Raw genomic sequence first — 23,505 nt, forward strand, 5'->3', positions numbered from 1 at the left:
GGAGGCGATGATGCCCACACACCCCGCGCCGCATGGCGAGCGGACCCGCGCCAGGAGCCGCCTGAAGCGGCCGGTCCGTCCGGACACGGCCGACTACCCCACCCTCACCATTGCCCGCGCCGCCGCGCGTTCGTGCCGGCGGTGCCCACTCTGGCAGAATGCGACCCAGACCGTCTTCGGCGAAGGTCCGGAACATGCGGACATAATATTCGTCGGCGAACAGCCGGGCGACCAGGAAGACCTTGCCGGCAGGCCCTTCGTCGGCCCGGCAGGCAGGCTGCTCGACGACATCCTCGACGAAGCCGAAATCGACCGTACCAAGGTCTACGTCACCAATGCGGTGAAGCATTTCAAATTCGAGCCGCGCGGCAAGCGACGCATCCACAGCAAGCCCAACGCCGGCGAAATCCGCGCCTGCCGCTGGTGGCTGGAGAAGGAACTGGCGCTGACCGTGCCCAGGCTTGCGGTCGCGCTCGGCGCCACGGCCGCGCATGCGCTGCTCGGCGAGGTGGTGTCTGTGACCAGGTTGCGCGGCAGCGTTGTCGATCGAGACGACGGGCTGCGCGTCTTCATAACCGTCCACCCTTCCTTCATTCTGCGCCTGCCGGAGGAAGTCGATAAACGCGCCGAACGGGCGCGGTTTCTGGAGGACATGCGGGCGGTGGCGCGGATGATGGGATGAATTTGCCCGCTCATCCGGCCTAGAAATGACCCCCACCCCTAGCCCCTCCCCACAAGGGGGAGGGGGACTTTGCATAATGGACCACCGCTAATCTTAGCCGTTCTGAATGGCCTCGGCGGTCAAATCATCCCCCTCCCCCTTGTGGGGAGGGGTTAGGGGTGGGGGAATAACACCGGTCAGGCTTGGCAAAACCCTTACTTTATCGCACCAATATTGCCCTAAAATCGTTCACATTCGTGCCCGTCGGGCCGGGAACAAAAAGGTCGCCGATCGAATGAAACGCCGTCCAGGCGTTGTTGCCTGCCAGCATGGCCTTGGCGTCAGCACCGCCCGCGCGCATGCGTGCCACGCTGGTGCCGTCGGCAAAGGCGCCGGCATTGTCTTCCGAGCCATCGATGCCATCCGTGTCCGCTGCCAGCGCATTGATGCCCGGCACGCCGTCGATTCCCAGCGCAAACGCCAGCAAGAATTCGCTGTTGCGGCCGCCCTTGCCTTTCGCGCGCAGCGTCACGGTCGTTTCGCCGCCGGAAAGGATCAGAACCGGCTTCCTGAATGGCCGGTCTCGGGTCGCCACCTCCCGCGCCAGCGCGGCGTGAACCGAACCGACATCGCGCGCCTCACCCTCGATGGAATCGGAGAGAATGACGGCCTCGACGCCCTGCCGCTTGGCTTCGGCGGCCGCTGCCTCCAGCGACACGGCCGCGGATGCAATCACCCGCACTTCGTTGCGGGCGAAGCGCTCGTCGTCGGCAAGTGGCGCGTCGGCCTCGGGCGAATTCAGATGCGCCATCACGGCTTCGGGCAGTTTCATGCCGTAGGTGGCAATAATCTCCAGCGCCTGCGCACGCGTGGCTTCATCCGGCACGGTCGGCCCAGAGGCCACCAGCGCCGGATTGTCGCCGGGAATGTCGGAAACGATCAACGAAACCACTTTGGCCGGATATGCAGCCGCCGCGAGCCTGCCGCCCTTGATGGTGGAAACATGCTTGCGCACCGCGTTCATGGCCGAGATCGGCGCGCCTGAGGCAAGCAGCGCCTCGTTGACGGCGATCTCGTCGGCAAGTGTCAGGCCGGCGGGCGGCGCGGGCAAGAGGGCCGAGCCGCCGCCGCAAACCAGCGCGATCACGAGGTCGTCGGCAGTCAGCCCCGAGACCTGGTCGGTCAGTGCCTTTGCTGCCTCCAAACCGGCAGCGTCCGGCACCGGGTGGGAAGCCTCCAGCACCCGCAGCCGCTCGCAGGGCGCGCCGTAGCCGTATCGCGTCACCACCACGCCTTCCAGCGGCCCGTCCCAGGCCTTTTCCAGCGCCGCCGCCATCTGCGCCGCGCCCTTGCCGGCACCCACCACAACCGTGCGCCCCTTGGGTTTCTCGGGCAGATACGCGCGGATGGTTTTCTCCGGGTCGGCCGCGGCCACGGCCGCGTCGAAGATCGAGGTCAGGAAACGCTTGGCATCGAGTTCGGCCATGCCGCCGCTCCTTCTCAGTTGGCTGCGGCGGCCGACAGGGCCAGCGCCCCCGCGTCCAGTCCCAGATGCGCGCAAAGCGCTGCCACGATCACCTCGTGGTCCTGGCGTTCGGGCAGGCCTGACACGGCGATCACGCCGACCACGCCGGCATTGGCGACGCGGATGGGGAAGCCGCCGCCCGCCAGCACATAGTCGGCCGGGTCCAGCCCCTCGCCCACCTTGAAGGTGCGATCGGGGCGATCCTGCTCCAGAACCATGCGGTAGGTGCTTTTCAGGAACATCCTCACCACATTGATCTTGCGCCGCGCCCAGTTGGCGTTGATGGCGGTCGAGCCCGGCAATGCGGCGTAAAACAGCGCCCGGTCCCACAGGCGTATGTCGATGACAATCGGCAGATTTTCGGCGAGCGCCCGCTCGCGGATGGCCGAGCCGATCTCGAAGGCCACGGTTTCGTCGAAGCGGTCGAAGACGAGTTCCGCCTCCTGCCTCTTGATGCGTTCGATGTCACCGGCCATTTGCGTCCCTCCCGATGTTCTGGCTGGCCTGGTCCGACCGTGGCGACACGGTCAGGCTTTGGATGTATCAGCCCAGCACATCGGCCAAGGCGATGTCCAGCGCCGCCTCGACGTGCAACTCGGTCGCGTCGAAGGCCGGGAGAGGATAGTCCCCGGTGCCCACCAGCAGCGGCAGTTCCGTGCAGCCCAGGATGAAGGCCTGCGCGCCGCGCGCCTCCAGATCCGCGGTCATCTCAAGCAGCGTAGCCCGCGACGCATCCTCGACTTTGCCGAGCGTCAGTTCATCGATGATGATGCGATGCAGTCTCTCGCGCTGTTCGGCGCTCGGCGTAAGCACTTCGAGGCCGTGGCCCCTCAGCCGTCCGGAAAGGAATTCCTGTTCCATCGTATAGCGTGTTCCGAGCAGGCCGACGCGCGAAAGACCCCTGGCCTTGATGCTTTTCGCGGTTGGATCGCCGACATGCAGCAGGGGCACGGAGACGGCCGTTTGTACTTCCTCGAATACACGGTGCGCCGACACGGCGGTTAGCATCACCAGATCGGCGCCGGCCCTTTCCAGCCACCGCGCCGCATCGCTCACTCTTTCGGCGACGACGTCCCAACGGCCGAGAGCGGCCATGCGGTTAATCTCGTCGAAGTCGAGAGTATACAGAAGCGACCGGGCATTATGGTGTCCGCCAAGCCGTGCGCCCGCCCCCTGGTTGAGCAGCCGATAGTATATGGCGCTCGATTCCCAGCTCATGCCGCCCACCATGCCGATGAGCCTGGACTGTCCGGTCATGATTGCCCCCCGCTTGCGCCACTTCCGCTAGGCCATATCGCCCTTCGCGGACCGGCCCGCAACATAAACCTCGCTCACGGCGCGGTCGTCGCCCACGGTCTGCAGCAGGAAAAGCTCCTCGGCGAGGCTTTCGATGCTCTCCATGCGCAGCCGCATCAGCGGCGTGGCGCGCGAATCCAGCACCACGATATCGGCGTCGGTTCCCGGCTCCAGCGTGCCGACGCGATCCTCCAGCGACAGCGCCCGCGCATTGCCGAGCGTCATCTGCCAGAAGGAGGCGAAGGGGTTCAGCTTCTCGCCGTTGAGCGCGATCACCTTGTAGCCCTCGTCCATGGTGCGCAGCATCGAATAGCTGGTGCCGCCGCCGACATCGGTGGCGGTCGCGATCCTGATCGGCTTTTCCCGCCTGCGATAGCGCTGGTAGTCGAACAGGCCCGAGCCGAGGAACAGGTTGGAGGTAGGACAAAAGACCGCCACCGACCCGGTGTCCGACAGTGCATCCGCCTCGCGCTCCGACAAATGGATGCAGTGGCCGAGCAGCGTCTTGGACCCCAGCAGGCCGTAATGCTCGTAGATGTCGGTATAGTCCTTCGCCCAGGGATAAAGCTGCTGCGTGAATTCGATCTCGGCGTGGTTTTCCGAAAGATGCGTCTGGATGTGCAGGTCGGGGAACTCGGCTGCCAGCGCCTTCGCCATCTCCATCTGCTCGGGCGAGGAGGTGATGGCGAAGCGCGGCGTAATCGCATAGTGCTGGCGGCCCTTGCCGTGCCACTGGCCGATCAGCGCCTTGGTGTCGTCATAGCCGGATTGCGGCGTGTCGAGCACGCCTTCCGGCGCGTTGCGGTCCATCATCACCTTGCCGGCGATGTTGAGCATGTTGCGCGCATGGCTTTCCTCGAAGAAGGCCTCAGCCGACTGCTTGTGCACCGAGCAATAGGCGGCCACCGTGGTGGTGCCGTGGCGCACCATCTCGTCCAGGAACAGCCGCGCCACGCGGCGGCCATATTGCGCGTCGCGGAATTTCGTCTCCTCGGGGAAGGTGTAGGTGTTCAGCCAGCCCAGCAGTTCCGCACCATAGGAGGCAATCACCTGCAGCTGCGGGAAATGCACATGCGCATCGACAAAGCCGGGCAGGATGAGGTGCGGCCGGTGGTCTATCCTCTTCGCGTCCGCGGCGGCCTTGCGCTCGACCTCGGCATAGGCGCCGGTCGCGACGATCCTGCCGTCGCGCATCAGCACGCCGCCGTCTTCCTCATAGGCATAGGCGCCATGGTCGTCGATCGCATCGGGCCAGCGCAGAAAGCTCAGCGTGCGGCCGCGAAGGAGGGTTTCGGTCATTGCTGCGTCTTCTTTCCTGCTTCTTCAAACCAGCCGACCAGCAGCTGCCGCTCCTGCGGCGTGATCTCGGTGACATTGCCGGGCGGCATGGCATGGCTGCGTCCGGCCTGCAGATAGATCTCCCGGGCGTGGCTGGCAATCGCCTCGTCCGTATCGAGCGCCACGCCCTTTGGCGCCTGGTAGACGCCCTCATACACCGGCTCGGCCATATGGCACATGGAGCAGCGGCCGAGCACTGTGTCGCGCACGGCCGGGAAATGCGCCGAGGCGACAAGCGCCTGCTCGCCGGCCGACATCTTCTGTTCGTCGCCCGTCAGCACCTTCGGCACGGTCGACAGCCACATGACGATGACGAACAGGATCGCCGTGGCAAGCCAGGTCCAGGTCGGGTTGCCCTTGCCGGCGTGTCGGGTGTTGAAGTAGTGGCGGATCAGCACGCCCATCATGAACACCAGCGAGGCGATGACCCAGTTGAACTCGGTGCCGAACGCCAGCGGATAGTGGTTCGACAGCATCAGGAACAGCACCGGCAGCGTCAGGTAGTTGTTGTGCAGGGAGCGCTGCTTGGCGATCTTCCCGTATTTCGGGTCGGGCTTGCGGCCGGCGATCAGGTCGGCCACCACGATCTTCTGGTTGGGGATGATGACCATGAAGACGTTGGCCGACATGATTGTGGCGGTAATCGCGCCCAGATGCACGAAGGCGGCCCGGCCGGTGAACAGATGCGTCAGCCCCCAGGAGATGAACACCAGGATGACGTAGAGCAGGACCATCAGGCCGGTGTCGGCCTTGCCGATCAGCCAGCGGCACAGAAGGTCATAGACGATCCAGCCTCCAGCCAGGCAGGCGAGCGAGATCAGGATGGCGACGGGCACGGAGACGTCCAGCACGTTGCGGTCGATCAGGAACAGGTCCGCGCCCGCATAGTAGACGATGGCGAGCATCGCGAAGCCGGTCATCCAGGTGAAATAGGATTCCCATTTGAACCAGGTCAGGTGCTCGGGCATCTGCTCCGGCGCCACCAGATATTTCTGGATGTGGTAGAAGCCGCCGCCATGCACCTGCCACTCCTCGCCGAAGGCTCCCTTTGGCAGGCCCGGCCGCTGGCGCAGGCTCAGGTCCAGCGCGACGAAATAGAAGGATGAGCCGATCCACGCGATCGCGGTGATGACATGCGTCCAGCGCATGCCGAAGCTCAACCAGTCCCACAAAACTGCGTAGTCGTTCATTGACGCCCCTCTTAGATCGCCCTGCGTCCGCTCGGACGCACAAGGGACGATCTAGCATTTCGGATGAGGATCGGAACATTCCGAAAACCGTAGTCCAGTTTTTGGTCCGATGCTCTTGCAGGGTTCCGACTTTACGGCCTCGCCGGCAAACGGAAAGAGCCCAGCCATTCGATGACTTTCAAAAAAAACTAAAAAATATTAGCCTCACTGCATCGGTTTCAGCTTACGGAATGCCCTCTCAGAATGGCCTATCTCGACAATCTCGCCGTTTTTGTCCGTGTCGTCGAACTCGGCAACCTGTCGGCCGCCGGGCGCGACATGCGCATTTCGCCGGCCGTCGCCTCGAACCGCATCAAGGAACTGGAAAAGCACCTGGGCGTGCGGCTGTTCAACCGCACCACGCGCCAACTCATGCCCACCGAGCAAGGCAGCGTGTTCTACAAGGGCGCCAAGAAGGTGCTGGAAGCCATCACCGAGGCGGAAGCCGCCGTCAGCGCCCTTTCCGGCCAGCCGCGCGGCACCATACGCGTCACCGCCCCGCTCGGTCTCGGGCGTCGGCTTATCGCCTCGGGCATACCCGATTTCCACGACAAATATCCCGACATCGAGGTGCGGCTGCGGCTGTCCGATCATAACGTGGACATCATGAAGGAAGGCATCGACGTCGGCTTCCGGCTGGGCCTCCTCGAGGATTCGAGCCTCAGGATGCGCGGCATCATGGAATGCGAGCGCGTACTGGTGGCCGCGCCCGCCTATCTCGAGAGGCACGGCGAGCCGAAGCAGCCGCAGGAACTGGTCGACAGGAAGCACGACTGCCTGCTGCTGCGCTATCCCGGCATGCGCGAGTTCTACTGGACGCTGTCGACGCCTCGCGGCTCGGTCAAGTTCGAGGTGCGCGGCCCCTTCGATTCCGACGATGGCGACGTGCTGACCGGCTGGGCGCTGGCCGGGCGCGGCATCGTCAACAAGCCGCGCTTCGAGGTCGAGCCCTTCATTCGCGATGGCCGGCTGAAGGTGCTTTTGCCGGAAACGCCGCCGGTGCCCATCCAGCTCGCCGCCGTCTATCCGCACAAGAACCTGCAGGACCCCAAGGTGCGCCTGCTGCTCGACTTCATGGCCGAGCGTTGCCAGCGCCTGATCCGCGAGACGCTGGCAGGCCGGTAGAGCGGCCTCACCTCACGATCGGCCCCGGCGCTTCCGGCCCGTTGACGGCATTCAGCCTCAGCACATTGCCGTTGATGCAGGATTCGATGCGATAGTCCGGCGGGATCTTCTTGAGCCAGGGGTTGAGATTGGCCACCTGCGTCTGGAGCCCGGCGAAATTGAACTGGCGATCCTGCGTCAGTTGCTGGGTCAGGTCCTTGCCGGTGAAATACTGGTGAACTTTCTGCACCGCCAGCGCCAGGCTGCCGCTGACGTTTTGCGCATCCAGCCTGATGTTCGAGACGATGATCGTCGTGCCGCCGACGCCCATGGGGCTCGTGACGGTCTTCGGAATGGAGATCTGCGTGCGCGCTTCAAGATCGAAGTCGACCGAGAATTCAGGGTCCGCCCAGCTGCCAATGGGCGACGGCGTCGTGACATGGAACAGGAACCGGTTTCCGGGCAGCGCCACGCGTATCTTCACCGCATTGTCGCAGGCCGTCAGGATTTCGGCGCGCGCGCCGCAGTTTCCCGTCAGCCGTGGCCGCGCGTCGGAGCGGATGGTGAAGCCGCCCATTCTCGGGTTGACCGTCGATCGAACCAGGTACTTGAAGGCGTCGTTGAGCTGGCCGAGGTTGGAGGTCCACATCTGGCAGATGCTGCCGCCGCTGAGGAAATTGCCGTTGCCGGCAATCGGCACATTGTTCTTGGCAATCTCCAGGCCGGTCACCTCGATCCCGCCGAAGGTGTTGTTCTGGATGATCCTCAACTGGCCGGCCTTGCCGATCTTGAGGTTTGAGAGGCTGCTGTTGGCCGCCAGAAGGATGTTGTCCTGACTGTCGCCAGCGGCTGCCGGCACCGCGAGTGCCTCGTCGCCGGAGGCGCCAAGAGCCCCATAGGCTAGCGGCGTGGACGCGAGCCCCGCGCAGAGTAAAGCGGAAAGAGTGTGTCGGAAAATGCCCCGCATGCTGTCCTCCCCTCCATCGGTCGCAGCAAGACAGGGCGCGGTCAAGCCTCAGAAGGCTCCGCCGCGTGCATGTGCATGATCTGGCTTGCCACGCGACGCTAGCAGAAACGCTTCCACCGCATATCCTGCGAACGGAGGAGGCGCAGAACTTGCTCGTTCGGGGTTCAGCCGGCCGACACGCCCTGATGGGCCTGGCTGGAGTCCGTGCCGTGGGCTACCAGCGCCGTCATGATTTCCGCCGCCGCGAGTGCGGCGATCACCGCCGGTCGCTTGTCCTTCACCGCGTCGCCGCCGATGGGCGTGACGAGCCGGGCAAAGGTTTCCTCGGTGCCGCCTGCCGTCTTGATGAACCAGCTCTTGAACGTGGCCTTCTTGGTCCTGGAGCCGATCATCCCGACATAGGCGGCATCCTCGCGCTTCAGCGCCTCGGCCACGATAAGAAAGTCCAGCGCATGGTCGTGGGTCAGCACCACGAAGGCGGAGCCGGCGGGTGCCTCGCGCACCATCTCCTCCGGCACCGGCGTCAGCCGCGTCTCCACCGCATCCGGCATGCCCTCCAGCGCGTCGGCGCGGGTTTCCACCACCACCGCCTGCACCGGCAGCAACGCAAAAGCCGCCGCCATGGCGTGGCCGACATGGCCGCCGCCGAAGACATAGACATGCGGGCTGGCCGCGTCATCGGCTTTCGCCTGCGCGATCAGTTCGGCGCGAAGGGCCTCCTCGACGGGCCGGATCGTCAGGCCCACGCGGCCGCCGCAGCACTGGCCAATTTCCGGCCCGAGCGGAATGTCGAGGGTAACCCCTTCGCGGGAGAGGTCGGCGCGCGGCGCGGAAGGCGAAGAACCGGCCAGCATCTGCCGCGCCCGGTCGATGGCCATGAATTCGAGCTGGCCGCCGCCGATGGTGCCGAAAATGGCCTGCGGCGAAACCAGCATCCTCGTGCCGGTCTCGCGCGGCGTCGAGCCCTTCGCCTCCGTCACCTCGACCAGCGCGGCGGCTTGCGCCGTGTCGAGGAAGCAACGAAGACGTTCAGCGTTGCGTGTCACTGCCTTGCCGTTTCAGCTCTCAGCCGTTCGATTGCCATCAGCACCCGCTCGGGCGTGGCGGGTGCATCGAGACGCGGGCAGACCTTGTGGTCGGCCACGCTTGCCACCGCATCCGAAAGCGCATGCAGCACCGACATGCCCAGCATGAAGGGCGGCTCGCCCACCGCCTTGGAGCGGTAGATAGTCGGCTCATGGTTTTCCGGCCAGTCGGCAAGCGTCACATTGAAGATCTTGGGCCGGTCGGAGGCGAGCGGGATCTTGTAGGTCGAGGGAGCATGCGTGCGCAGGCGGCCCTTGTCGTCCCAGACCAGCTCTTCCGTCGTCAGCCAGCCCATGCCCTGGATGAAGCCGCCCTCGATCTGGCCGAGGTCGAGCACGCGGTTCAGCGAGCGCCCGGTCTCGTGCAGGATGTCGGCCCGCTCGACCACATATTCGCCGGTCAGCGTGTCGACCGACACTTCCGCGGCGGCAGCGCCATAGGCGAAATAATAGAAGGGATGCCCCTGCCCCTTGTCGCGGTCCCAGTGGATCTTCGGCGTCTTGTAGAAGCCAGCCGCAGAAAGCTGGACGCGCGCATTGTAGGCCTGCTTGACCAACTCGGCGAAGGAGATCTCCTCATTGCCGATGCGAACTCGGTTGGGCAGGAACACGATCTGGTCGGCCGGCACCTGATGCGCGTGGCTGGCGAAGGCAATCAGCCGGTCCTTGATCTGATGCGCGGCGTTCCTGGCCGCCATGCCGTTGAGGTCTGCGCCCGAGGAAGCGGCGGTCGCCGAGGTGTTGGGCACCTTGCCCGTGGTGGTGGCGGTGATCTTCACCTTGTCGATGTCGATCTGGAACTCTTCGGCCACCACCTGGGCGACCTTCACATAGAGCCCCTGCCCCATTTCGGTGCCGCCATGGTTCAGGTGCACCGAGCCGTCGGTATAGACATGCACCAGCGCGCCGGCCTGGTTGAACTGGGTGGCGGTGAAGGAAATGCCGAACTTCACGGGCGTCAGCGCAATGCCCCGCTTGATGAAGCGGCTGGTCTTGTTCAAGGCCTCGATCTCGCGCCGGCGGCCGGCATAGTCGGCGCTCTCCTCCAGCTCGGCGACGATGCGGTGGATGATGTTATCCTCCACCCGCTGGTGGTAAGGCGTCAGGCTGCGGTCGCTCGCCTTGTCGCCGTAGAAATTGATCTTGCGGATTTCCAGCGGGTCCTTGCCCACCGCAAAGGCCACCTCGTCGATCACGCGCTCGGCGCCCACCATGCCCTGCGGGCCGCCGAAGCCGCGAAACGCGGTGTTCGACACGGTGTTGGTGTAGAGCGGCGCCGACTGCGCATGCACCGCCGGGTAGTAATAGGCGTTGTCGCAGTGGAACAGCGCGCGATCGGTCACCGGCCCCGAAAGGTCGGAGGAGAATCCGCACCGCGCCGCGAAGGTGTAGTCCACGCCGTGGATGTTGCCGTCGTCGTCGAAGCCGACCTCGTAGTCGATCAGGAAGTCGTGGCGCTTGCCGGTCGCGGTCATGTCGTCGTCGCGGTCGGGCCGGAGCTTGACCGCGCGGCCCAGCCGCTTGGCCGCCACTGCCGCCAGCGCGGCGAACTGGTTGGACTGCGTCTCCTTGCCGCCGAAGCCGCCGCCCATGCGCCGCACTTCCACGGTCACCGAATGCGAGGATGTGCCCAGCGCATGCGCCACCATGTGCTGCACCTCGCTCGGGTGCTGGGTGGAGGAATAGACGGTGACGTCCTGATCCTCGCCGGGGATGGCCAGCGCGATATGGCCTTCGAGATAGAAATGGTCCTGCCCGCCCACGCGCATCTGGCCCTTGATGCGGCGCGGTGCCTTGGCGATCGCCTCGGCCGCGTCGCCGCGCTTCAGCGTCAGCGGCGGGGTGACAAGCTTGTCTTTGGCCGGGTCGAGCCCGCCGACATCGATCACGAAGGGCAGTTCGTCATATTCGACCTTGGCCAGCCGGCAGGCGCGCCGCGCCTGCTCGCGCGTTTCGGCCACGACGAGGAAGATCGGCTGGCCGTGGAACTGCACCTTGCCTTCGGCCAGCACCGGCTCGTCGTTGCGGCCGCTGGGGCTGATGTCGTTCACGCCGGGAATGTCGGCGGCCGTCAGCACGTCGACCACGCCGGGCGCTTCGCGTGCCGCCGAAAGGTCCATCGACCGGATGGCGCCGTGGGTCACGCTCGACAGGCCGAGATAGCCATGCAGCGTGCCGGCCGGCTCCGGCATGTCGTCGATGTAGATGGCCGTGCCGGTGACATGCTTGTGCGCGGAATCGTGGCGCTGGTCCGTGTGGACGCCGCCGATGATCTTTTCGGCCTTGAGGTCGACTGCGGAATGCTTGTTCATGGCCGTCTCCTCACGCAGCCTGATGCCGCGAAACCTGGATCGGCTCGCTGCCGCCCTGGGTCTCGGCAAAGAAGCGCCGCAGCAGATTGCGGGCTGCAAGCATACGGTATTCGGCACTGGCGCGCATGTCAGTCAGCGGCGTGAAGTCTTCCGAATAGGCCTCGAGGGCTGCTTCCACCGTCGCTTCCGTCCACGGCTTGCCGAGCAGCGCTGCCTCGACCGCCCTGGCGCGCTTCGGCGTCGCCGCCATGCCGCCATAGGCGATACGGATGGAACCCACCCTGCCGTCGGCGGTGAGCCTCAGGTGGAAGGCGCCCAATGCGGCGGTGATGTCTTCGTCGCGCCGCTTGGTGATCTTATAGGCGGCAAAATGGTCGCCCTTTGCCGGCACCGGAATATGCACCGCCTCCACGAACTCGCCCGGCTGCCGGTCCTGCTTGCCATAGGCGATGAAGAAATCTTCGAGCGGGATGGTACGGCGCGCCGCACCCTTGCGCAGGATCAACGTCGCGCCCAGCGCGATGAAGGGCGGCGGCGTGTCGCCGATTGGCGAGCCGTTGGCTATGTTGCCGCCGATGGTGCCCATGTTGCGCACCTGCTCGCCGCCGATGCGGTCGATCAGCGCGCCGATCGCCGGGATGTGCTGGCTGAGCACGTCGAACGCCTCGCTATAGGTCACGCCCGCGCCGATGGTGATGACGCCGTCCTTCTCCGAAATCCCGCGCAGACCTTCCAGATGGCCGATGAAGACCACCGGCGAGATCTCGCGCATGAATTTCGTCACCCACAGCCCCACGTCGGTCGAGCCGGCGACGATGGTTGCATTGGGCTCGGCCTCCAGCACGGCGGCAAGGTCGTCGACATCAGCCGGCACGATCAGGCGCGCCTTGTCCGATCCGATCTCGACGCGCGCGTCGTCTCGCAACGCGGCTAGCTTTGCGGTCACGGCCGCGCGCTCCACCGCCAGCGGGTCGCTCGCCGCCTTGCCGTAGTCGGAGATCGCGCGCGCCGCGCGCATGATCGCCTCATAGCCGGTGCAGCGGCACAGATTGCCCTGCAACGCCTTCTCGATCGCCGCGTCGGACGGGTCGGCGTCCCGCATCCACAGCGCATAAAGCGACATCACGAAGCCCGGCGTGCAGAAGCCGCATTGCGAGCCATGGAAATCGATCATCGCCTTCTGCACCGGGTGCAGATCGCCGCCGGTGCCGCGCAGATGCTCGATGGTCACGACATGGCAGCCATCCAGCGAGCCGACGAAACGGATGCAGGCATTCACGCCTTCATAGACGAGCCCGCCCGCCGTCAGCTTGCCCACCAGCACCGTGCAGGCGCCGCAGTCGCCTTCGGCGCAACCTTCCTTGCTGCCGCGCAGCGAGCGGTCAAGCCGCAGCCAGTCAAGAAGCGTGGCGTCCGGAGCCACATCGCGGACGGTCACCTCCCGGCCATTGAGCAGGAAGCGGATTTCGTTGCGGATTGCGGTCGCCATCAGCTCCCCCGATAGGTCGAATAGCCGTAGGGCGAGAGCAGCAGCGGCACATGGTAGTGCCTGTGCTCGGCAATGCCGAAGCGGATGGGCACCTGGTCGAGGAAGGGCGGCTCCGTCAGGTTCACCCCGCGCGAACGCAGGTAATCGCCGGCGTGGAAGACGATCTCGTACTGGCCGAGATGGAAATTGTCGCCCTCCAGAAGCGGCGCATCGCAGCGGCCGTCCAGATTGGTGTTCACGGTCTTGATCAGTGTCCGGGTCTCGCCGTCAATGCGATAGAGCGACAGCCTGAGGCCATCGGCCGGCCGCCCCGAGGCCGTATCGAGAACATGGGTCGTGAGCCGCCCGCCTTGAGCTGTCGACATTCGGCCTGCCTCCTCCGGTACTTGAACACGAATGGTCTGTTGTGCGCCAATTTAAGGACATGCATAAGACCCCGTGAAGTGGAACGCCACAAAAAGACTTTCAATTTTTTTGAGGGGAATATCGCAAAACCCCTTTGATATTGTGCAAATATAGGGTCGCAGCGACCGGAGGTAGAGGGAAGATGCGCTACGTAAGAGACATGCGCGGCTATGGTGCCAACCCACCGGACCCGAAATGGCCGGGGGACGCCCATGTCGCGGTGCAATTCGTCGTCAACTACGAGGAAGGCGGTGAGAACTGCATTCTCCACGGCGACGCCGCCTCTGAAGCCTTCCTCTCCGAAGTGGTGGGCGCCGCGCCCTGGCCCGGCAAGCGCCACTGGAACATGGAATCCATCTACGAATACGGCTCCCGCGCCGGCTTCTGGCGGCTGCACCGCATGTTCACGCAAGCCGACGTGCCGGTCACAGTCTATGGCGTCGCCACCGCCCTTGCCCGCTCGCCCGACCAGGTCGCGGCGATGCAGGAAGCCGGCTGGGAGATCGCTTCGCACGGCCTGCGCTGGATCGACTATCGCGACCATGAGGAAGAGACCGAGCGCGCCGATCTGATGGAAGCCATCCGCCTGCACAAGGAAGTCGTGGGCGAACGGCCGACCGGCCTCTATCTCGGCCGCACCTCGGCCTATTCGGTGCGCATCGCCGCTGCCGAAGGCGGGTTCGCCTGGATTTCCGACACCTATGACGACGACCTGCCCTACTGGCTCGACCATGACGGCCATGGCAACCCCATCCCGCCCCAGCTCGTCATCCCCTACACGCTCGACGCCAACGACATGCGCTTTGCCACCGCGCAGGGCTTCAACTCGGGCGACCAGTTCTTCGCCTATCTGAAGGACGCCTTCGACACGCTTTATGCCGAGGGCAAGGCCGGGCGCGGCGGCATGATGAGCATCGGCCTGCACTGCCGCCTGATCGGCCGGCCGGGCCGCGCCGCGGCGCTCCAGCGCTTCATCGACTATGTGAAGAGTCACGACAAGGTGTGGCTGCCGCGCCGCATCGACATCGCCAACCACTGGCGCGAACACCACCACTACAAGCCGGCCGCGCTTCGCCCCTCGCGCATGGGCGAGAAGGGGTTCGTCGAAAAATTCGGCGGCATTTTCGAGCATTCGCCGTGGATCGCCGAGCGCGCCTTCAGGCTGGAGCTCGGCCCCGCGCATGACAGCGCCGGCGGCCTGTACAATGCGCTCTGTCGCATCTTCCGCTCGTCCAGCGAGGCCGAGCGCCTCGGCGTGCTCACCGCCCACCCCGATCTTGCCGGCAAGCTGGCGCAGGCCAGGCGCCTGACGGCCGAGTCGACCAAGGAACAGGCCTCCGCCGGCCTCGACGCCCTGACCGACGCCGAGCGCGAGAAGTTCACGCAGCTGAACAGCGCCTATGTCGAAAAGTTCGGCTTCCCCTTCATCATCGCCGTCAAGGGCCGCACCAAGGACGAGATCCTTGCTGCCTTCCAGACGCGCATCGACAACGACCGCGAAACCGAGTTCAACACCGCCTGCGCCCAGGTGGAGCGCATCGCGCTCTTGAGGCTCAGGGACATCCTGCCGCTCTAAAGGAAATCAGCAATGGCCGGCCGCACCTATTACGCTCCCACCGGAGGTCTGCCGCCGCAGACGGACCTCATCACCGACCGCGCCGTCTTTACGGAAGCCTATGCGGTTATCCCCCGGCGCGAGTTCAGCGACATCGTCGCCAGCTACCTGCCGTTCTGGGACAAGACCCGGTGCTGGATCATCGCGCGTCCGCTCTCGGGCTTTGCCGAAACCTTCTCGCAATATGTCATGGAAGTGCAGCCGGGCGGCGGCAGCAACCAGCCGGAGCCCGATGCCGACGCCGAGGGCGTGCTGTTCGTGGTGGAAGGCGAGATCACGGTGACCGTGGACGGTGCCGCCCACCGCCTGACGCCGGGCGGCTATGCCTTCCTGCCGCCTGCCAGCGGCTGGACCCTGCGCAACGATAGCGCGGCCGCCGCCCGCTTCCACTGGATCCGCAAGGCCTATGAATATGTCGAGGGCATCGACGTTCCGGATCCGATCTTCGCCAACGAAAACGACATCGCCCCGACCCCGATGCCCGACACGGACGGGAAATGGGCAACGACCCGCTTCGTCGACCCTGCCGACCTGCGCCACGACATGCATGTCACCATCGTCACCTTCAAGCCGGGCGGTATCATCCCCTTCCCCGAAACGCATGTGATGGAGCATGGGCTCTACGTGCTGGAAGGCCAGGCGGTGTACCGGCTCAACCAGGACTGGGTGGAAGTGCAGGCAGGCGACTATATGTGGCTGCGCGCCTTCTGCCCGCAGGCCTGCTATTCCGGCGGCCCCGGAGACTTCCGCTACCTGCTCTACAAGGACGTCAACCGGCACGCCAAGCTGGGCGGGTTCTGAGGCGGAGATGCAGGTGAACCGCACCATCGTCGCTCAGCCGCTCACCCGCGAGAACTTCGCCGAATTCGGCGAGGTCATCGAGACCGATGGCGCGCACCACTATCCGATCAACGATGGCCGCTGCGAGCGCTACCACGCGCTCGCCACCGCCGAGGCGGCGGGGCCCAACAGCCGTGTCATCCTCAACATCTTCAAGGGAACGCCCTATGCCTTCCCGCTGAAGCTGACCATGGTCGAGCGCCATCCCTTCGGCAGCCAGGCTTTTGTGCCGCTCACGCCGCGCCCGTTCCTGGTGGTCGTCTGCCACGACACGGCCGAAGGCCCCGGCACGCCGCACGCCTTCGTCACCCGCCCTGGCCAGGGCGTGAACTATCCGCGCGACCTCTGGCACGGCGTGCTGACGCCGATCGGCGAGCCGCAGGATTTTCTCGTAGTCGACCGCGCCGGCGACGGGGTCAATGTCGAGGAGTTTTTCTTCCCCGAGCCTTACGAAGTCGTCCTGCCGGAAGGATTTCAGCCATGAGCACCGCTTCGCTGATCAACCGCCTCTTCGACGTCATCGAAAACGACATCGTGCCCAAGACCGCCGAAGGCGTCGCCCACGGCAACAAGCTGTTCGGCGCGGCGATCCTGCGCAAGTCCGACCTGTCGCTGGTTCTGGCCGAGACCAACAACGAGCTGGAAAACCCACTCTGGCACGGCGAGGTCCACTGCCTGAAGCGGTTCTACGAGATACCCAAGGCCGACCGGCCGGACACCAAGGACTGCATCTTCCTCTCCACCCACGAGCCCTGCTCGCTGTGCCTGTCGGCCATCACCTGGGCCGGCTTCGACAATTTCTACTACCTGTTCAGCCACGAGGATTCGCGCGACAGCTTTGCCATCCCGCACGATCTGAAGATCCTGAAGGAAGTCTTCACCCTCGATCCCGGCGGCTACAATGCCGAGAACGCCTACTGGAAAAGCTATTCGCTGCGCCGCCTGGTTCGCGAACTGCCCGAGGCCGAACGCGCACCTTTGGAAGCGCGCGTCGAGAGAATAGCAGAGCGCTACGACGAGCTTTCGAACTCCTACCAGTCCGGCAAGGCCGACAACGACATTCCGTTGAATTGACGTAAATTGACCACCCAACTCCGTTGACTGGCTCATGAACATCGCCGTCTATCTCCACCATGCATCGCACTGATGCAGGCAGGAGAGGCATTCATGAAAACCGTCACCGAATTTCCGCGCAAGGTCGTCGAACATCCCGACATGGGGATCGTCATGCCCGACGGCTGCCGGCTTTCGGCGCGCGTGTGGATGCCGGAGGATGCCGAGCAGGCTCCAGTGCCGGTGATTCTCGAACACCTGCCCTACCGCAAGCGCGATGGCACCACCGCGCGCGACTGCCTCACCCATCCATATCTCGCCGGCCATGGCTATGCCTGCATCCGCGTCGACATGCGCGGCAATGGCGATTCCGACGGGCTGATGGACGACGAATACACCGACCAGGAATGGCAGGACGCCTGCGACGTGATCGCCTGGGCGGCGGCACAGCCGTGGAGCAATGGCAATGTCGGCATGATGGGCATTTCCTGGGGCGGCTTCAATTCGCTGCAGGTGGCCGCCCTGCAGCCGCCGGCGCTGAAGGCCATCATCACGCTCTGCTCCACCACCGACCGCTACGCCGACGACATCCACTACAAGGGCGGCTGCCTGCTCAACGAGAATTTCGGCTGGGCCTCGACCATGTTGTCCTATTCGTCGCGCTCGCCCGATCCGGCGCTGGTGGGCGACAAGTGGCGCGAGATGTGGCTGCACCGGCTGGAGCACCAGCCCTTCCTCGCAGAAACATGGTTCGGCCACCAGCGCCGCGACGCCTATTGGAAGCGCGGTTCGGTTTGCGAGGACTATTCCGCCATCAAAGCCGCCGTGCTTGCCATCGGCGGCTGGCATGACGGCTATCGCAACACCGTCTCGCACCTCGTCTCCAACATCTCCGCGCCGGTGGCGGGCATCGTCGGTCCGTGGATCCACAAATATCCGCATTTCGCTGCCCCCCAGCCGGCCATCGGCTTTCTGCAGGTGGCGCTGCGCTGGTGGGACCGCTGGCTGAAGGGCATCGACAACGGCGCCGAGAACGACCCCGCCTACCGCGCCTGGGTCATGGATAGCGTGCGCCCTTCCCGCTGGCATGACGCGCGGCCCGGCCGCTGGATCGCCGAATCGCAGTGGCCCTCGCCCCGCATCGAAGCCCGCGAGATCGAGTTGCTGTCCGGCACTTCCGCGACCGCCCTCGTCGCCTCGCCGCAGGATTGCGGCCTTGCGGGCGGCGAATATTTCCCCTTCACCTATGGCCCCGAACTGCCGGGCGACCAGCGCCCTGACGACGCCCGCTCGGTCTGCTTCGACCAGCCGCCGGCAGCCGAAGCCATCGATATCGTCGGTGCACCGGAGGTCGTCGTGCGCCTCGCCTCCGACAAGCCGCAGGCCAATATCGCCGTGCGCCTCTGCGACGTGCATCCGGACGGCGCGTCGGAACTGATTTGCTACGGCGTGCTCAACCTCACCCACCGCAACAGCCACGAATTCCCCGAAGCTCTGAAGCCGGGCGAGGTGGTGGAGGCCCGCATCGTGCTCGACCAGTGCGCCTACCGCCTGCCCGCCGGCCACCGCCTGCGCGTGGCCGTCTCCACCGCCTACTGGCCGGCCATCTGGCCTTCGCCTGAGCCGGTGCGGCTCACGCTCTCACAGGCCACGCTTCACCTGCCGGTGCGGCCGCTCGCCACGGGCGACGAAGCCAGCTTCCCGGAACCGGAGGCCGCCACGCCCTGGGCCATCGAGACGCTGCGCGAAGCCAATTCTGAGCGCCATGTCACTCGCGACGAGAAGACCGGCATGGTGACGCTGACGATCGTCGATGATTCCGGCCAGTACCGCGACCTGGACCACGGCCTCGTCGAAGGCGGCGTCACGCGCGAATGGTGGACCATCAATCCGGACGATCCGTTATCGGCGCGCGGCGAAACGCACTGGAGCTCGACCTTGTCGCGAAATGAATGGTCGCTGCGCACCAAAACTTTTTCGACCATGCGTTCTGACGCGAAAAATTTCTACGTCACTGGCCGGATTGAAGCCTACGAAGGAGCAGAACTGATATTCGAGCGCGATTTCAAGAATGAAATTTCGCGCGACCATATTTGACCTGAAAACTTCGATATCCTAAAAGCGACGCGCCAATTGCGTCGCCACATGTCGCAATCTGCCTTACGCAGCGGCGGCAGGCCCTCCACTATCCCTGACAGGACGGTGGAGGAGCATCGCCCGTCTAGACGACATGCATGGAGGAGAAGTCATTGTCGGCTGAACTCGAATTTCTGGGCCGGCGCGTAGCCGCCGGCAAACTCAACCGCCGTGATTTTCTCGGCCGTGCCGCGGCATTGGGCGTCAGCGCCACGCTCGCCAACTCGGTTCTGAGCAGCGCCGTGCGCGCTGAAGGGCCCGTTCGGGGCGGCGTGCTCAAGGCGGGCCTGCAGGGCGGCGAATCAACCGACGGCCTCGACCCCGCCGCGATCAACAACCAGGTCACCGGCGCCTTCACCCGCTGCTGGGGCGAAAAGCTCATCGACATCGACGAGACCGGCAAGATCGTCCACCGGTTGGCCGAGGAATACGGCTCCTCGGCCGACGCCAAGACCTGGACCTTCAAGATCCGCAAGGGCGTGACCTTCCACAACGGCAAGGAGCTCGACGCCAGCGACGTGCTGGCCACCATCGAGCGCCATGCCGGCCCCGAGACCAAGTCGGGGGCGCTCGGCGTGCTGCGCGGCATCGACACCATGAAGGTCGACGGCAACGACTTCGTCATCACGCTGAAGGAGGCCAATGCCGACCTGCCCTTCCTGATGTCGGACTATCATCTCGTCATCCAGCCCAATGGCGGCAAGGACAACCCGCAGGCCGGCATCGGCACCGGCCCCTACAAGATCGCCTCGCATGAGCCCGGCGTGCGCGATGTCGGCACCCGCCACGAAGGCTATTGGGATGCCGACAATGCAGGCTTCGCCGACCAGGTCGAAATCGTGGTCATCAATGATTCGACCGCCCGCATGGCCGCACTTCGCGGCGGCCAGATCCACATGATGAACCGCGTCGAGGCCAAGATCGTCGATCTGGTCAAGCGCATTCCCGGCATCACCATCCAGAACATCGCCGGCGGCGCGCACTACGTGTTCGCCATGCAGTGCAACACCGCGCCCTTCGACAACAACGACCTGAGGCTCGCGCTGAAATACGCGATCGACCGGCAGGAGATGGTGGACAAGATCGTCGGCGGCTACGGCTCGGTCGGCAACGACATCCCCGTAAACCAGTCCTACCCGCTGTTCCCGGAAGACATCGAGCAGCGGGTGTTCGATCCGGAAAAGGCGGCCTTCCACTTCAAGAAGTCCGGCCACAGCGGCCCCATCCAGCTCATCACCTCCGAGGTCGCCTTCCCCGGTGCCGTCGACGCCGCCCAGCTGTTCCAGCAGAGCTGCGCCAAGGCCGGCATCCAGCTCGACGTGCAGCGCGCGCCCGGCGACGGCTACTGGGCCGAGGTGTGGAACAAGAAGCCGTTCTCGGCCTCCTACTGGACCGGCCGCCCGACGCAGGACCAGCAGTACTCCACCGCCTATCTGTCGACGGCCGACTGGAACGAGACCCGCTTCCAGCGCGAGGACTTCGACAAGATGGTCGCGGCCGCGCGCGCCGAGCTCGACGAGAGCAAGCGCAAGGCCATGTATCGCGACATCGCGCTCATGGTGCGTGACGAGGGCGGCGCGATCATCCCGATGTACAACGACTGGATCGACGCCGTGTCCGACAAGGTGGGCGGCTATGTGCCCTACCCGTCGGGCGAATTGATGAGCGGCCTGGCACTGGCCAGGTGCTGGCTGACCGCCTGACGTGGTCTCTCTTTGGGGGGCGCCAGCTCGACGGCGCCCCTTGGTCCACAGCCTGCACCCAATTTACGCCACGTAATGTCGCAATTCGCCTTGCCGAAGGCAAAGTCTTCCGCGCAATATCTGCCCAATAACCAATTACAAGACTGACCACAGTCACCTAACCGGAGTGAGGAACCAAGTATGTCCGAAGAATTGAAGTTTCTGAGCCGTCGTGTCGTTACGGGCAAGCTCAGCCGCCGCGATTTCCTGGGTCGCGCGGCCGCCCTGGGCGTGACTGCCACCTTCGCCAACAGCCTGCTCGGCAGCGCCGCGCGCGCGGAAGGCCCGCAGAGGGGCGGCACGCTGAAGGCTGGCATGCAGGGCGGCGAATCCACCAACAGCCTCGACCCGGCTTCCTGGCAGAGCCAGGTTCCCTACAAGTTCGGCCGCCAGTGGGGCGAGCAGCTCGTCCAGCTTTCACCCGAGGGCGACGTCAAGCCTTGCCTGGCCGAAGAGTGGGGCGCTTCCGCCGACGCCAAGACCTGGACCTTCAAGATCCGCAAGGGCGTGCAGTTCCACAACGGCAAGGAACTGACCCCCGACGACGTTCTCGCCACCATGGAACGCCATTCCGACGAGAAGTCGAAGTCGGGCGCGCTCGGCATCATGGGCGGCATCGATTCCATCAAGGTGGACGGCCAGAACGTCGTCTTCACCCTCAAGGATGCCAATGCCGACCTGCCCTACCTGCTGGACGACTACCACCTGATGATCCAGCCCAACGGCGGCAAGGACGATCCCGGCGCCGGCATCGGCACCGGCCCCTACAAGGTCGTCGTCAACGAGCCGGGCGTGCGCCATGTCGGTGAGCGCTTCGCCAATTACTGGCGCGACGACCGCGGCTTCGCCGACACGGTCGAGATTATCGTCATCAACGACGCCACCGCCCGCTCCTCGGCGCTGCAGGGCGGCCAGGTCGACATGATCAACCGCGTCGAGCCCAAGATCGTCGATCTCATCAAGCGCGTGCCGGGCGTCACCATCCAGAACGTCGCCGGCAAGGGCCACTACGTCTTCATCGCCCACTGCAACACCGCGCCCTTCGACAACAACGATCTGCGCCTGGCGCTGAAATACGCGCTCGACCGCGAGGAGATGGTGCAGAAGATCCTGCACGGCTATGGCTCGGTCGGCAACGACACGCCGATCAACAAGTCCTATCCGCTCTTCGCCGAGATCGAGCAGCGCACGTTCGATCCCGAAAAGGCGGCCTTCCACTTCAAGAAGTCGGGGCATGACGGCCCCGTGCTGCTGCGCACCTCCGACGTCGCCTTTCCCGGCGCCATCGATGCGGCCCAGCTCTACCAGCAGAGCGCGGCCAAGGCCGGCATCACCATCGAGGTCAAGCGCGAGCCGGGCGACGGCTACTGGTCGGAAGTGTGGAACAAGCAGCCCTTCTCGGCCTCCTACTGGGGCGGACGCCCGACGCAGGACCAGATGTACGCCACCGCCTACTATTCCAAGGCCGACTGGAACGACACCCGCTTCGTCCGCGAGGATTTCGACAAGCTGCTGTTCCAGGCCCGCTCCGAACTCGACAAGGACAAGCGCGTCGCGCTCTACAAGTCGATGGGCGAGATGGTGCGCGACGAGGGCGGCGTCATCACGCCGATGTTCAACGACTTCATCGACGCGACCGGGCCGAAGGTCGCGGGCTGGGCCGCGGACGGCAACCAGGAGATGATGGGGGGCTACGCCCTGTCCAAGTGCTGGGTCCAGGCTTGATCCCGGCCCTGCACAGATGTCCTCACTCCTGAAACTGGTGGCCCAGCGCGTTGCGCTGGGCCTGCTCCTGCTCCTCGCCGTTTCGGTGCTGATCTTCGTCGGCACGCAGATCCTCCCGGGCGACGTGGCGCAATCCATCCTCGGCCAATCCGCGACGCCGCAGGCGCTCGCCAACCTGCGCGAGCAGCTGGGCCTGAACGACCCCGCCTATGTGCGCTATTTCCGCTGGCTGTTCGGCATGCTGCACGGCGACATGGGCACCGCCCTGTCCAACGGGCAGGACATCGCCGCCTCGCTCGGCGGCCGGCTGAAGAACACGCTGTTTCTGGCCTTCTGGGCCGCGGTCATCTCGGTGCCGCTGGCCATCATCCTCGGCCTCATCGCCGTGCGCCACAAGAACGGCTTCGTCGACAAGTTCATCTCCGGCTTCACGCTGGCCTCGATCTCTCTGCCCGAATTCTTCATCGGCTACCTGCTGATCTATTTCGTGGCCGTGCAGATGCAGTGGTTGCCCAGCGTCTCGACCGTCTATGACGGCATGTCCATCCTCGACCGCATGAAGGCGATAGCCCTGCCGGCCGCCACGCTGACCCTGGTGGTGCTGGCGCACATGATGCGCATGACACGCGCAGCCATCCTCAACGTCATGCAGTCGGCCTATATCGAGACGGCCGAGCTGAAGGGGCTCTCGCCCTTCGAGATCATCCGCCGACACGCCTTCCCCAATGCGATTGCGCCCATCGTCAACGTGGTGATGCTAAACCTCGCCTATCTCGTTGTCGGCGTGGTCGTGGTGGAAGTCATCTTCGTCTACCCCGGCATGGGGCAGTACCTCGTCGACCACGTCGCCAAACGCGACGTGCCGGTGGTGCAGGCCTGCGGCCTGATCTTCGCGGCCGTCTACATCGCGCTCAACATCATCGCCGACATCACCGCCATCGTGTCCAATCCGCGCCTCAGGCATCCGAAGTAAGGGGGACGGA

Annotated in this window: 20 protein-coding genes; 10 read left to right on the plus strand and 10 right to left on the minus strand. The window is 65.0% G+C overall.

Annotation, left to right across the window (positions count from 1 at the left end; genetic code table 11):
* Positions 1–10: 10 nt before the first annotated feature.
* The gene (locus tag ABLE86_RS19650) at positions 11–682 is read left to right on the plus strand and encodes a UdgX family uracil-DNA binding protein (RefSeq protein ID WP_348780677.1); all 672 of its coding nucleotides are present in this window, start codon (positions 11–13) and stop codon (positions 680–682) included.
* A gap of 199 nt (positions 683–881) precedes the next feature.
* On the opposite strand, the gene ABLE86_RS19655 is transcribed toward ABLE86_RS19650, so the two are convergent.
* From ABLE86_RS19655 to ABLE86_RS19675, 5 genes are all read right to left on the minus strand, one after another.
* Positions 882–2,147, minus strand: coding sequence for a glycerate kinase (locus tag ABLE86_RS19655; RefSeq protein WP_348780678.1), 1,266 nt, complete (start codon positions 2,145–2,147; stop codon positions 882–884).
* Positions 2,148–2,161: 14 nt separating this feature from the next.
* Positions 2,162–2,662 (minus strand): heme-degrading domain-containing protein, encoded by a 501-nt coding sequence (locus tag ABLE86_RS19660; RefSeq protein ID WP_348780679.1) that lies wholly within the window; start codon positions 2,660–2,662, stop codon positions 2,162–2,164.
* A gap of 67 nt (positions 2,663–2,729) precedes the next feature.
* Positions 2,730–3,443: an aspartate/glutamate racemase family protein gene (locus ABLE86_RS19665; RefSeq protein ID WP_348780680.1), complete on the minus strand. Its 714-nt coding sequence runs from the start codon at positions 3,441–3,443 to the stop codon at positions 2,730–2,732.
* A gap of 27 nt (positions 3,444–3,470) precedes the next feature.
* A complete protein-coding gene (guaD, locus tag ABLE86_RS19670) occupies positions 3,471–4,781 on the minus strand; it encodes a guanine deaminase (RefSeq protein ID WP_348780681.1) in 1,311 nt (436 codons plus the stop codon).
* Positions 4,778–6,010 carry a urate hydroxylase PuuD gene (locus tag ABLE86_RS19675; RefSeq protein ID WP_348780682.1) on the minus strand — a complete coding sequence of 411 codons (1,233 nt, stop codon included), beginning with the start codon at positions 6,008–6,010 and terminating at the stop codon, positions 4,778–4,780. The genes guaD and ABLE86_RS19675 overlap by 4 nt, the downstream gene beginning before the upstream one ends.
* Positions 6,011–6,253: 243 nt before the next feature.
* On the opposite strand from ABLE86_RS19675, the gene ABLE86_RS19680 reads away from it, so the two are divergent.
* A complete protein-coding gene (locus ABLE86_RS19680) occupies positions 6,254–7,174 on the plus strand; it encodes a LysR family transcriptional regulator (protein ID WP_348780683.1) in 921 nt (306 codons plus the stop codon).
* A 7-nt stretch (positions 7,175–7,181) separates the two neighbouring features.
* Here the strand turns inward: ABLE86_RS19680 and ABLE86_RS19685 are convergent, their stop codons facing one another.
* From ABLE86_RS19685 to uraH, 5 genes are all read right to left on the minus strand, one after another.
* Entirely contained in the window at positions 7,182–8,120 is a 939-nt protein-coding gene (locus ABLE86_RS19685) for a hypothetical protein (protein WP_348780684.1), read from the minus strand.
* Between the two features lie 164 nt (positions 8,121–8,284).
* Entirely contained in the window at positions 8,285–9,166 is an 882-nt protein-coding gene (gene xdhC / locus ABLE86_RS19690) for a xanthine dehydrogenase accessory protein XdhC (protein ID WP_348780685.1), read from the minus strand.
* Positions 9,163–11,517: a xanthine dehydrogenase molybdopterin binding subunit gene (gene xdhB / locus ABLE86_RS19695; RefSeq protein ID WP_348780686.1), complete on the minus strand. Its 2,355-nt coding sequence runs from the start codon at positions 11,515–11,517 to the stop codon at positions 9,163–9,165. Before xdhB ends, xdhC begins: the two co-directional genes overlap by 4 nt.
* Positions 11,518–11,527: 10 nt before the next feature.
* Positions 11,528–13,006: a xanthine dehydrogenase small subunit gene (gene xdhA / locus ABLE86_RS19700; RefSeq protein WP_348780687.1), complete on the minus strand. Its 1,479-nt coding sequence runs from the start codon at positions 13,004–13,006 to the stop codon at positions 11,528–11,530.
* Complete coding sequence (gene uraH, locus ABLE86_RS19705) at positions 13,006–13,371, minus strand: hydroxyisourate hydrolase (protein WP_348780688.1); 366 nt, start codon at positions 13,369–13,371, stop codon at positions 13,006–13,008. Before uraH ends, xdhA begins: the two co-directional genes overlap by 1 nt.
* A 182-nt stretch (positions 13,372–13,553) precedes the next feature.
* Between uraH and puuE the strand changes: the two genes are divergently transcribed.
* The 8 genes from puuE (at position 13,554) to ABLE86_RS19745 (ending at position 23,495) form a co-directional block, all read left to right on the plus strand.
* Entirely contained in the window at positions 13,554–14,987 is a 1,434-nt protein-coding gene (gene puuE / locus ABLE86_RS19710) for an allantoinase PuuE (RefSeq protein ID WP_348780689.1), read from the plus strand.
* A 12-nt stretch (positions 14,988–14,999) separates the two neighbouring features.
* Complete coding sequence (locus ABLE86_RS19715) at positions 15,000–15,827, plus strand: bifunctional allantoicase/(S)-ureidoglycine aminohydrolase (protein ID WP_348780690.1); 828 nt, start codon at positions 15,000–15,002, stop codon at positions 15,825–15,827.
* Between the two features lie 13 nt (positions 15,828–15,840).
* A complete protein-coding gene (locus tag ABLE86_RS19720; RefSeq protein ID WP_348780691.1) occupies positions 15,841–16,350 on the plus strand; it encodes an ureidoglycolate lyase in 510 nt (169 codons plus the stop codon).
* On the plus strand, positions 16,347–16,940 hold the full coding sequence (locus ABLE86_RS19725; RefSeq protein WP_348780692.1) for a nucleoside deaminase: 594 nt from the start codon (positions 16,347–16,349) through the stop codon (positions 16,938–16,940). The genes ABLE86_RS19720 and ABLE86_RS19725 overlap by 4 nt, the downstream gene beginning before the upstream one ends.
* A gap of 93 nt (positions 16,941–17,033) precedes the next feature.
* Positions 17,034–19,016 carry a CocE/NonD family hydrolase gene (locus ABLE86_RS19730; RefSeq protein WP_348780693.1) on the plus strand — a complete coding sequence of 661 codons (1,983 nt, stop codon included), beginning with the start codon at positions 17,034–17,036 and terminating at the stop codon, positions 19,014–19,016.
* 152 nt (positions 19,017–19,168) lie between these two features.
* On the plus strand, positions 19,169–20,758 hold the full coding sequence (locus tag ABLE86_RS19735) for an ABC transporter substrate-binding protein (protein ID WP_348780694.1): 1,590 nt from the start codon (positions 19,169–19,171) through the stop codon (positions 20,756–20,758).
* Positions 20,759–20,938: 180 nt separating this feature from the next.
* Positions 20,939–22,522 carry an ABC transporter substrate-binding protein gene (locus tag ABLE86_RS19740; RefSeq protein WP_348780695.1) on the plus strand — a complete coding sequence of 528 codons (1,584 nt, stop codon included), beginning with the start codon at positions 20,939–20,941 and terminating at the stop codon, positions 22,520–22,522.
* Between the two features lie 16 nt (positions 22,523–22,538).
* Positions 22,539–23,495, plus strand: a complete 957-nt coding sequence (locus ABLE86_RS19745; protein ID WP_348780696.1) for an ABC transporter permease — start codon at positions 22,539–22,541, stop codon at positions 23,493–23,495.
* Positions 23,496–23,505 lie beyond the last annotated feature (10 nt).

Source organism: Mesorhizobium sp. KR2-14 (assembly GCF_040049255.1).
Lineage (GTDB): Bacteria > Pseudomonadota > Alphaproteobacteria > Rhizobiales > Rhizobiaceae > Pseudaminobacter.

Excerpts from the sequence above, each read along its gene's own strand:
- ABLE86_RS19650 (WP_348780677.1), top strand. The coding sequence starts at position 11 with ATGCCCACACACCCCGCGCCGCATGGCGAGCGGACCCGCGCCAGGAGC.
- ABLE86_RS19655 (WP_348780678.1), bottom strand. The coding sequence starts at position 2,147 with ATGGCCGAACTCGATGCCAAGCGTTTCCTGACCTCGATCTTCGACGCG.
- ABLE86_RS19660 (WP_348780679.1), bottom strand. The coding sequence starts at position 2,662 with ATGGCCGGTGACATCGAACGCATCAAGAGGCAGGAGGCGGAACTCGTC.
- ABLE86_RS19665 (WP_348780680.1), bottom strand. The coding sequence starts at position 3,443 with ATGACCGGACAGTCCAGGCTCATCGGCATGGTGGGCGGCATGAGCTGG.
- guaD (WP_348780681.1), bottom strand. The coding sequence starts at position 4,781 with ATGACCGAAACCCTCCTTCGCGGCCGCACGCTGAGCTTTCTGCGCTGG.
- ABLE86_RS19675 (WP_348780682.1), bottom strand. The coding sequence starts at position 6,010 with ATGAACGACTACGCAGTTTTGTGGGACTGGTTGAGCTTCGGCATGCGC.
- ABLE86_RS19680 (WP_348780683.1), top strand. The coding sequence starts at position 6,254 with ATGGCCTATCTCGACAATCTCGCCGTTTTTGTCCGTGTCGTCGAACTC.
- ABLE86_RS19685 (WP_348780684.1), bottom strand. The coding sequence starts at position 8,120 with ATGCGGGGCATTTTCCGACACACTCTTTCCGCTTTACTCTGCGCGGGG.
- xdhB (WP_348780686.1), bottom strand. The coding sequence starts at position 11,517 with ATGAACAAGCATTCCGCAGTCGACCTCAAGGCCGAAAAGATCATCGGC.
- xdhA (WP_348780687.1), bottom strand. The coding sequence starts at position 13,006 with ATGGCGACCGCAATCCGCAACGAAATCCGCTTCCTGCTCAATGGCCGG.
- uraH (WP_348780688.1), bottom strand. The coding sequence starts at position 13,371 with ATGTCGACAGCTCAAGGCGGGCGGCTCACGACCCATGTTCTCGATACG.
- puuE (WP_348780689.1), top strand. The coding sequence starts at position 13,554 with ATGCGCTACGTAAGAGACATGCGCGGCTATGGTGCCAACCCACCGGAC.
- ABLE86_RS19715 (WP_348780690.1), top strand. The coding sequence starts at position 15,000 with ATGGCCGGCCGCACCTATTACGCTCCCACCGGAGGTCTGCCGCCGCAG.
- ABLE86_RS19725 (WP_348780692.1), top strand. The coding sequence starts at position 16,347 with ATGAGCACCGCTTCGCTGATCAACCGCCTCTTCGACGTCATCGAAAAC.
- ABLE86_RS19730 (WP_348780693.1), top strand. The coding sequence starts at position 17,034 with ATGAAAACCGTCACCGAATTTCCGCGCAAGGTCGTCGAACATCCCGAC.
- ABLE86_RS19740 (WP_348780695.1), top strand. The coding sequence starts at position 20,939 with ATGTCCGAAGAATTGAAGTTTCTGAGCCGTCGTGTCGTTACGGGCAAG.
- ABLE86_RS19745 (WP_348780696.1), top strand. The coding sequence starts at position 22,539 with ATGTCCTCACTCCTGAAACTGGTGGCCCAGCGCGTTGCGCTGGGCCTG.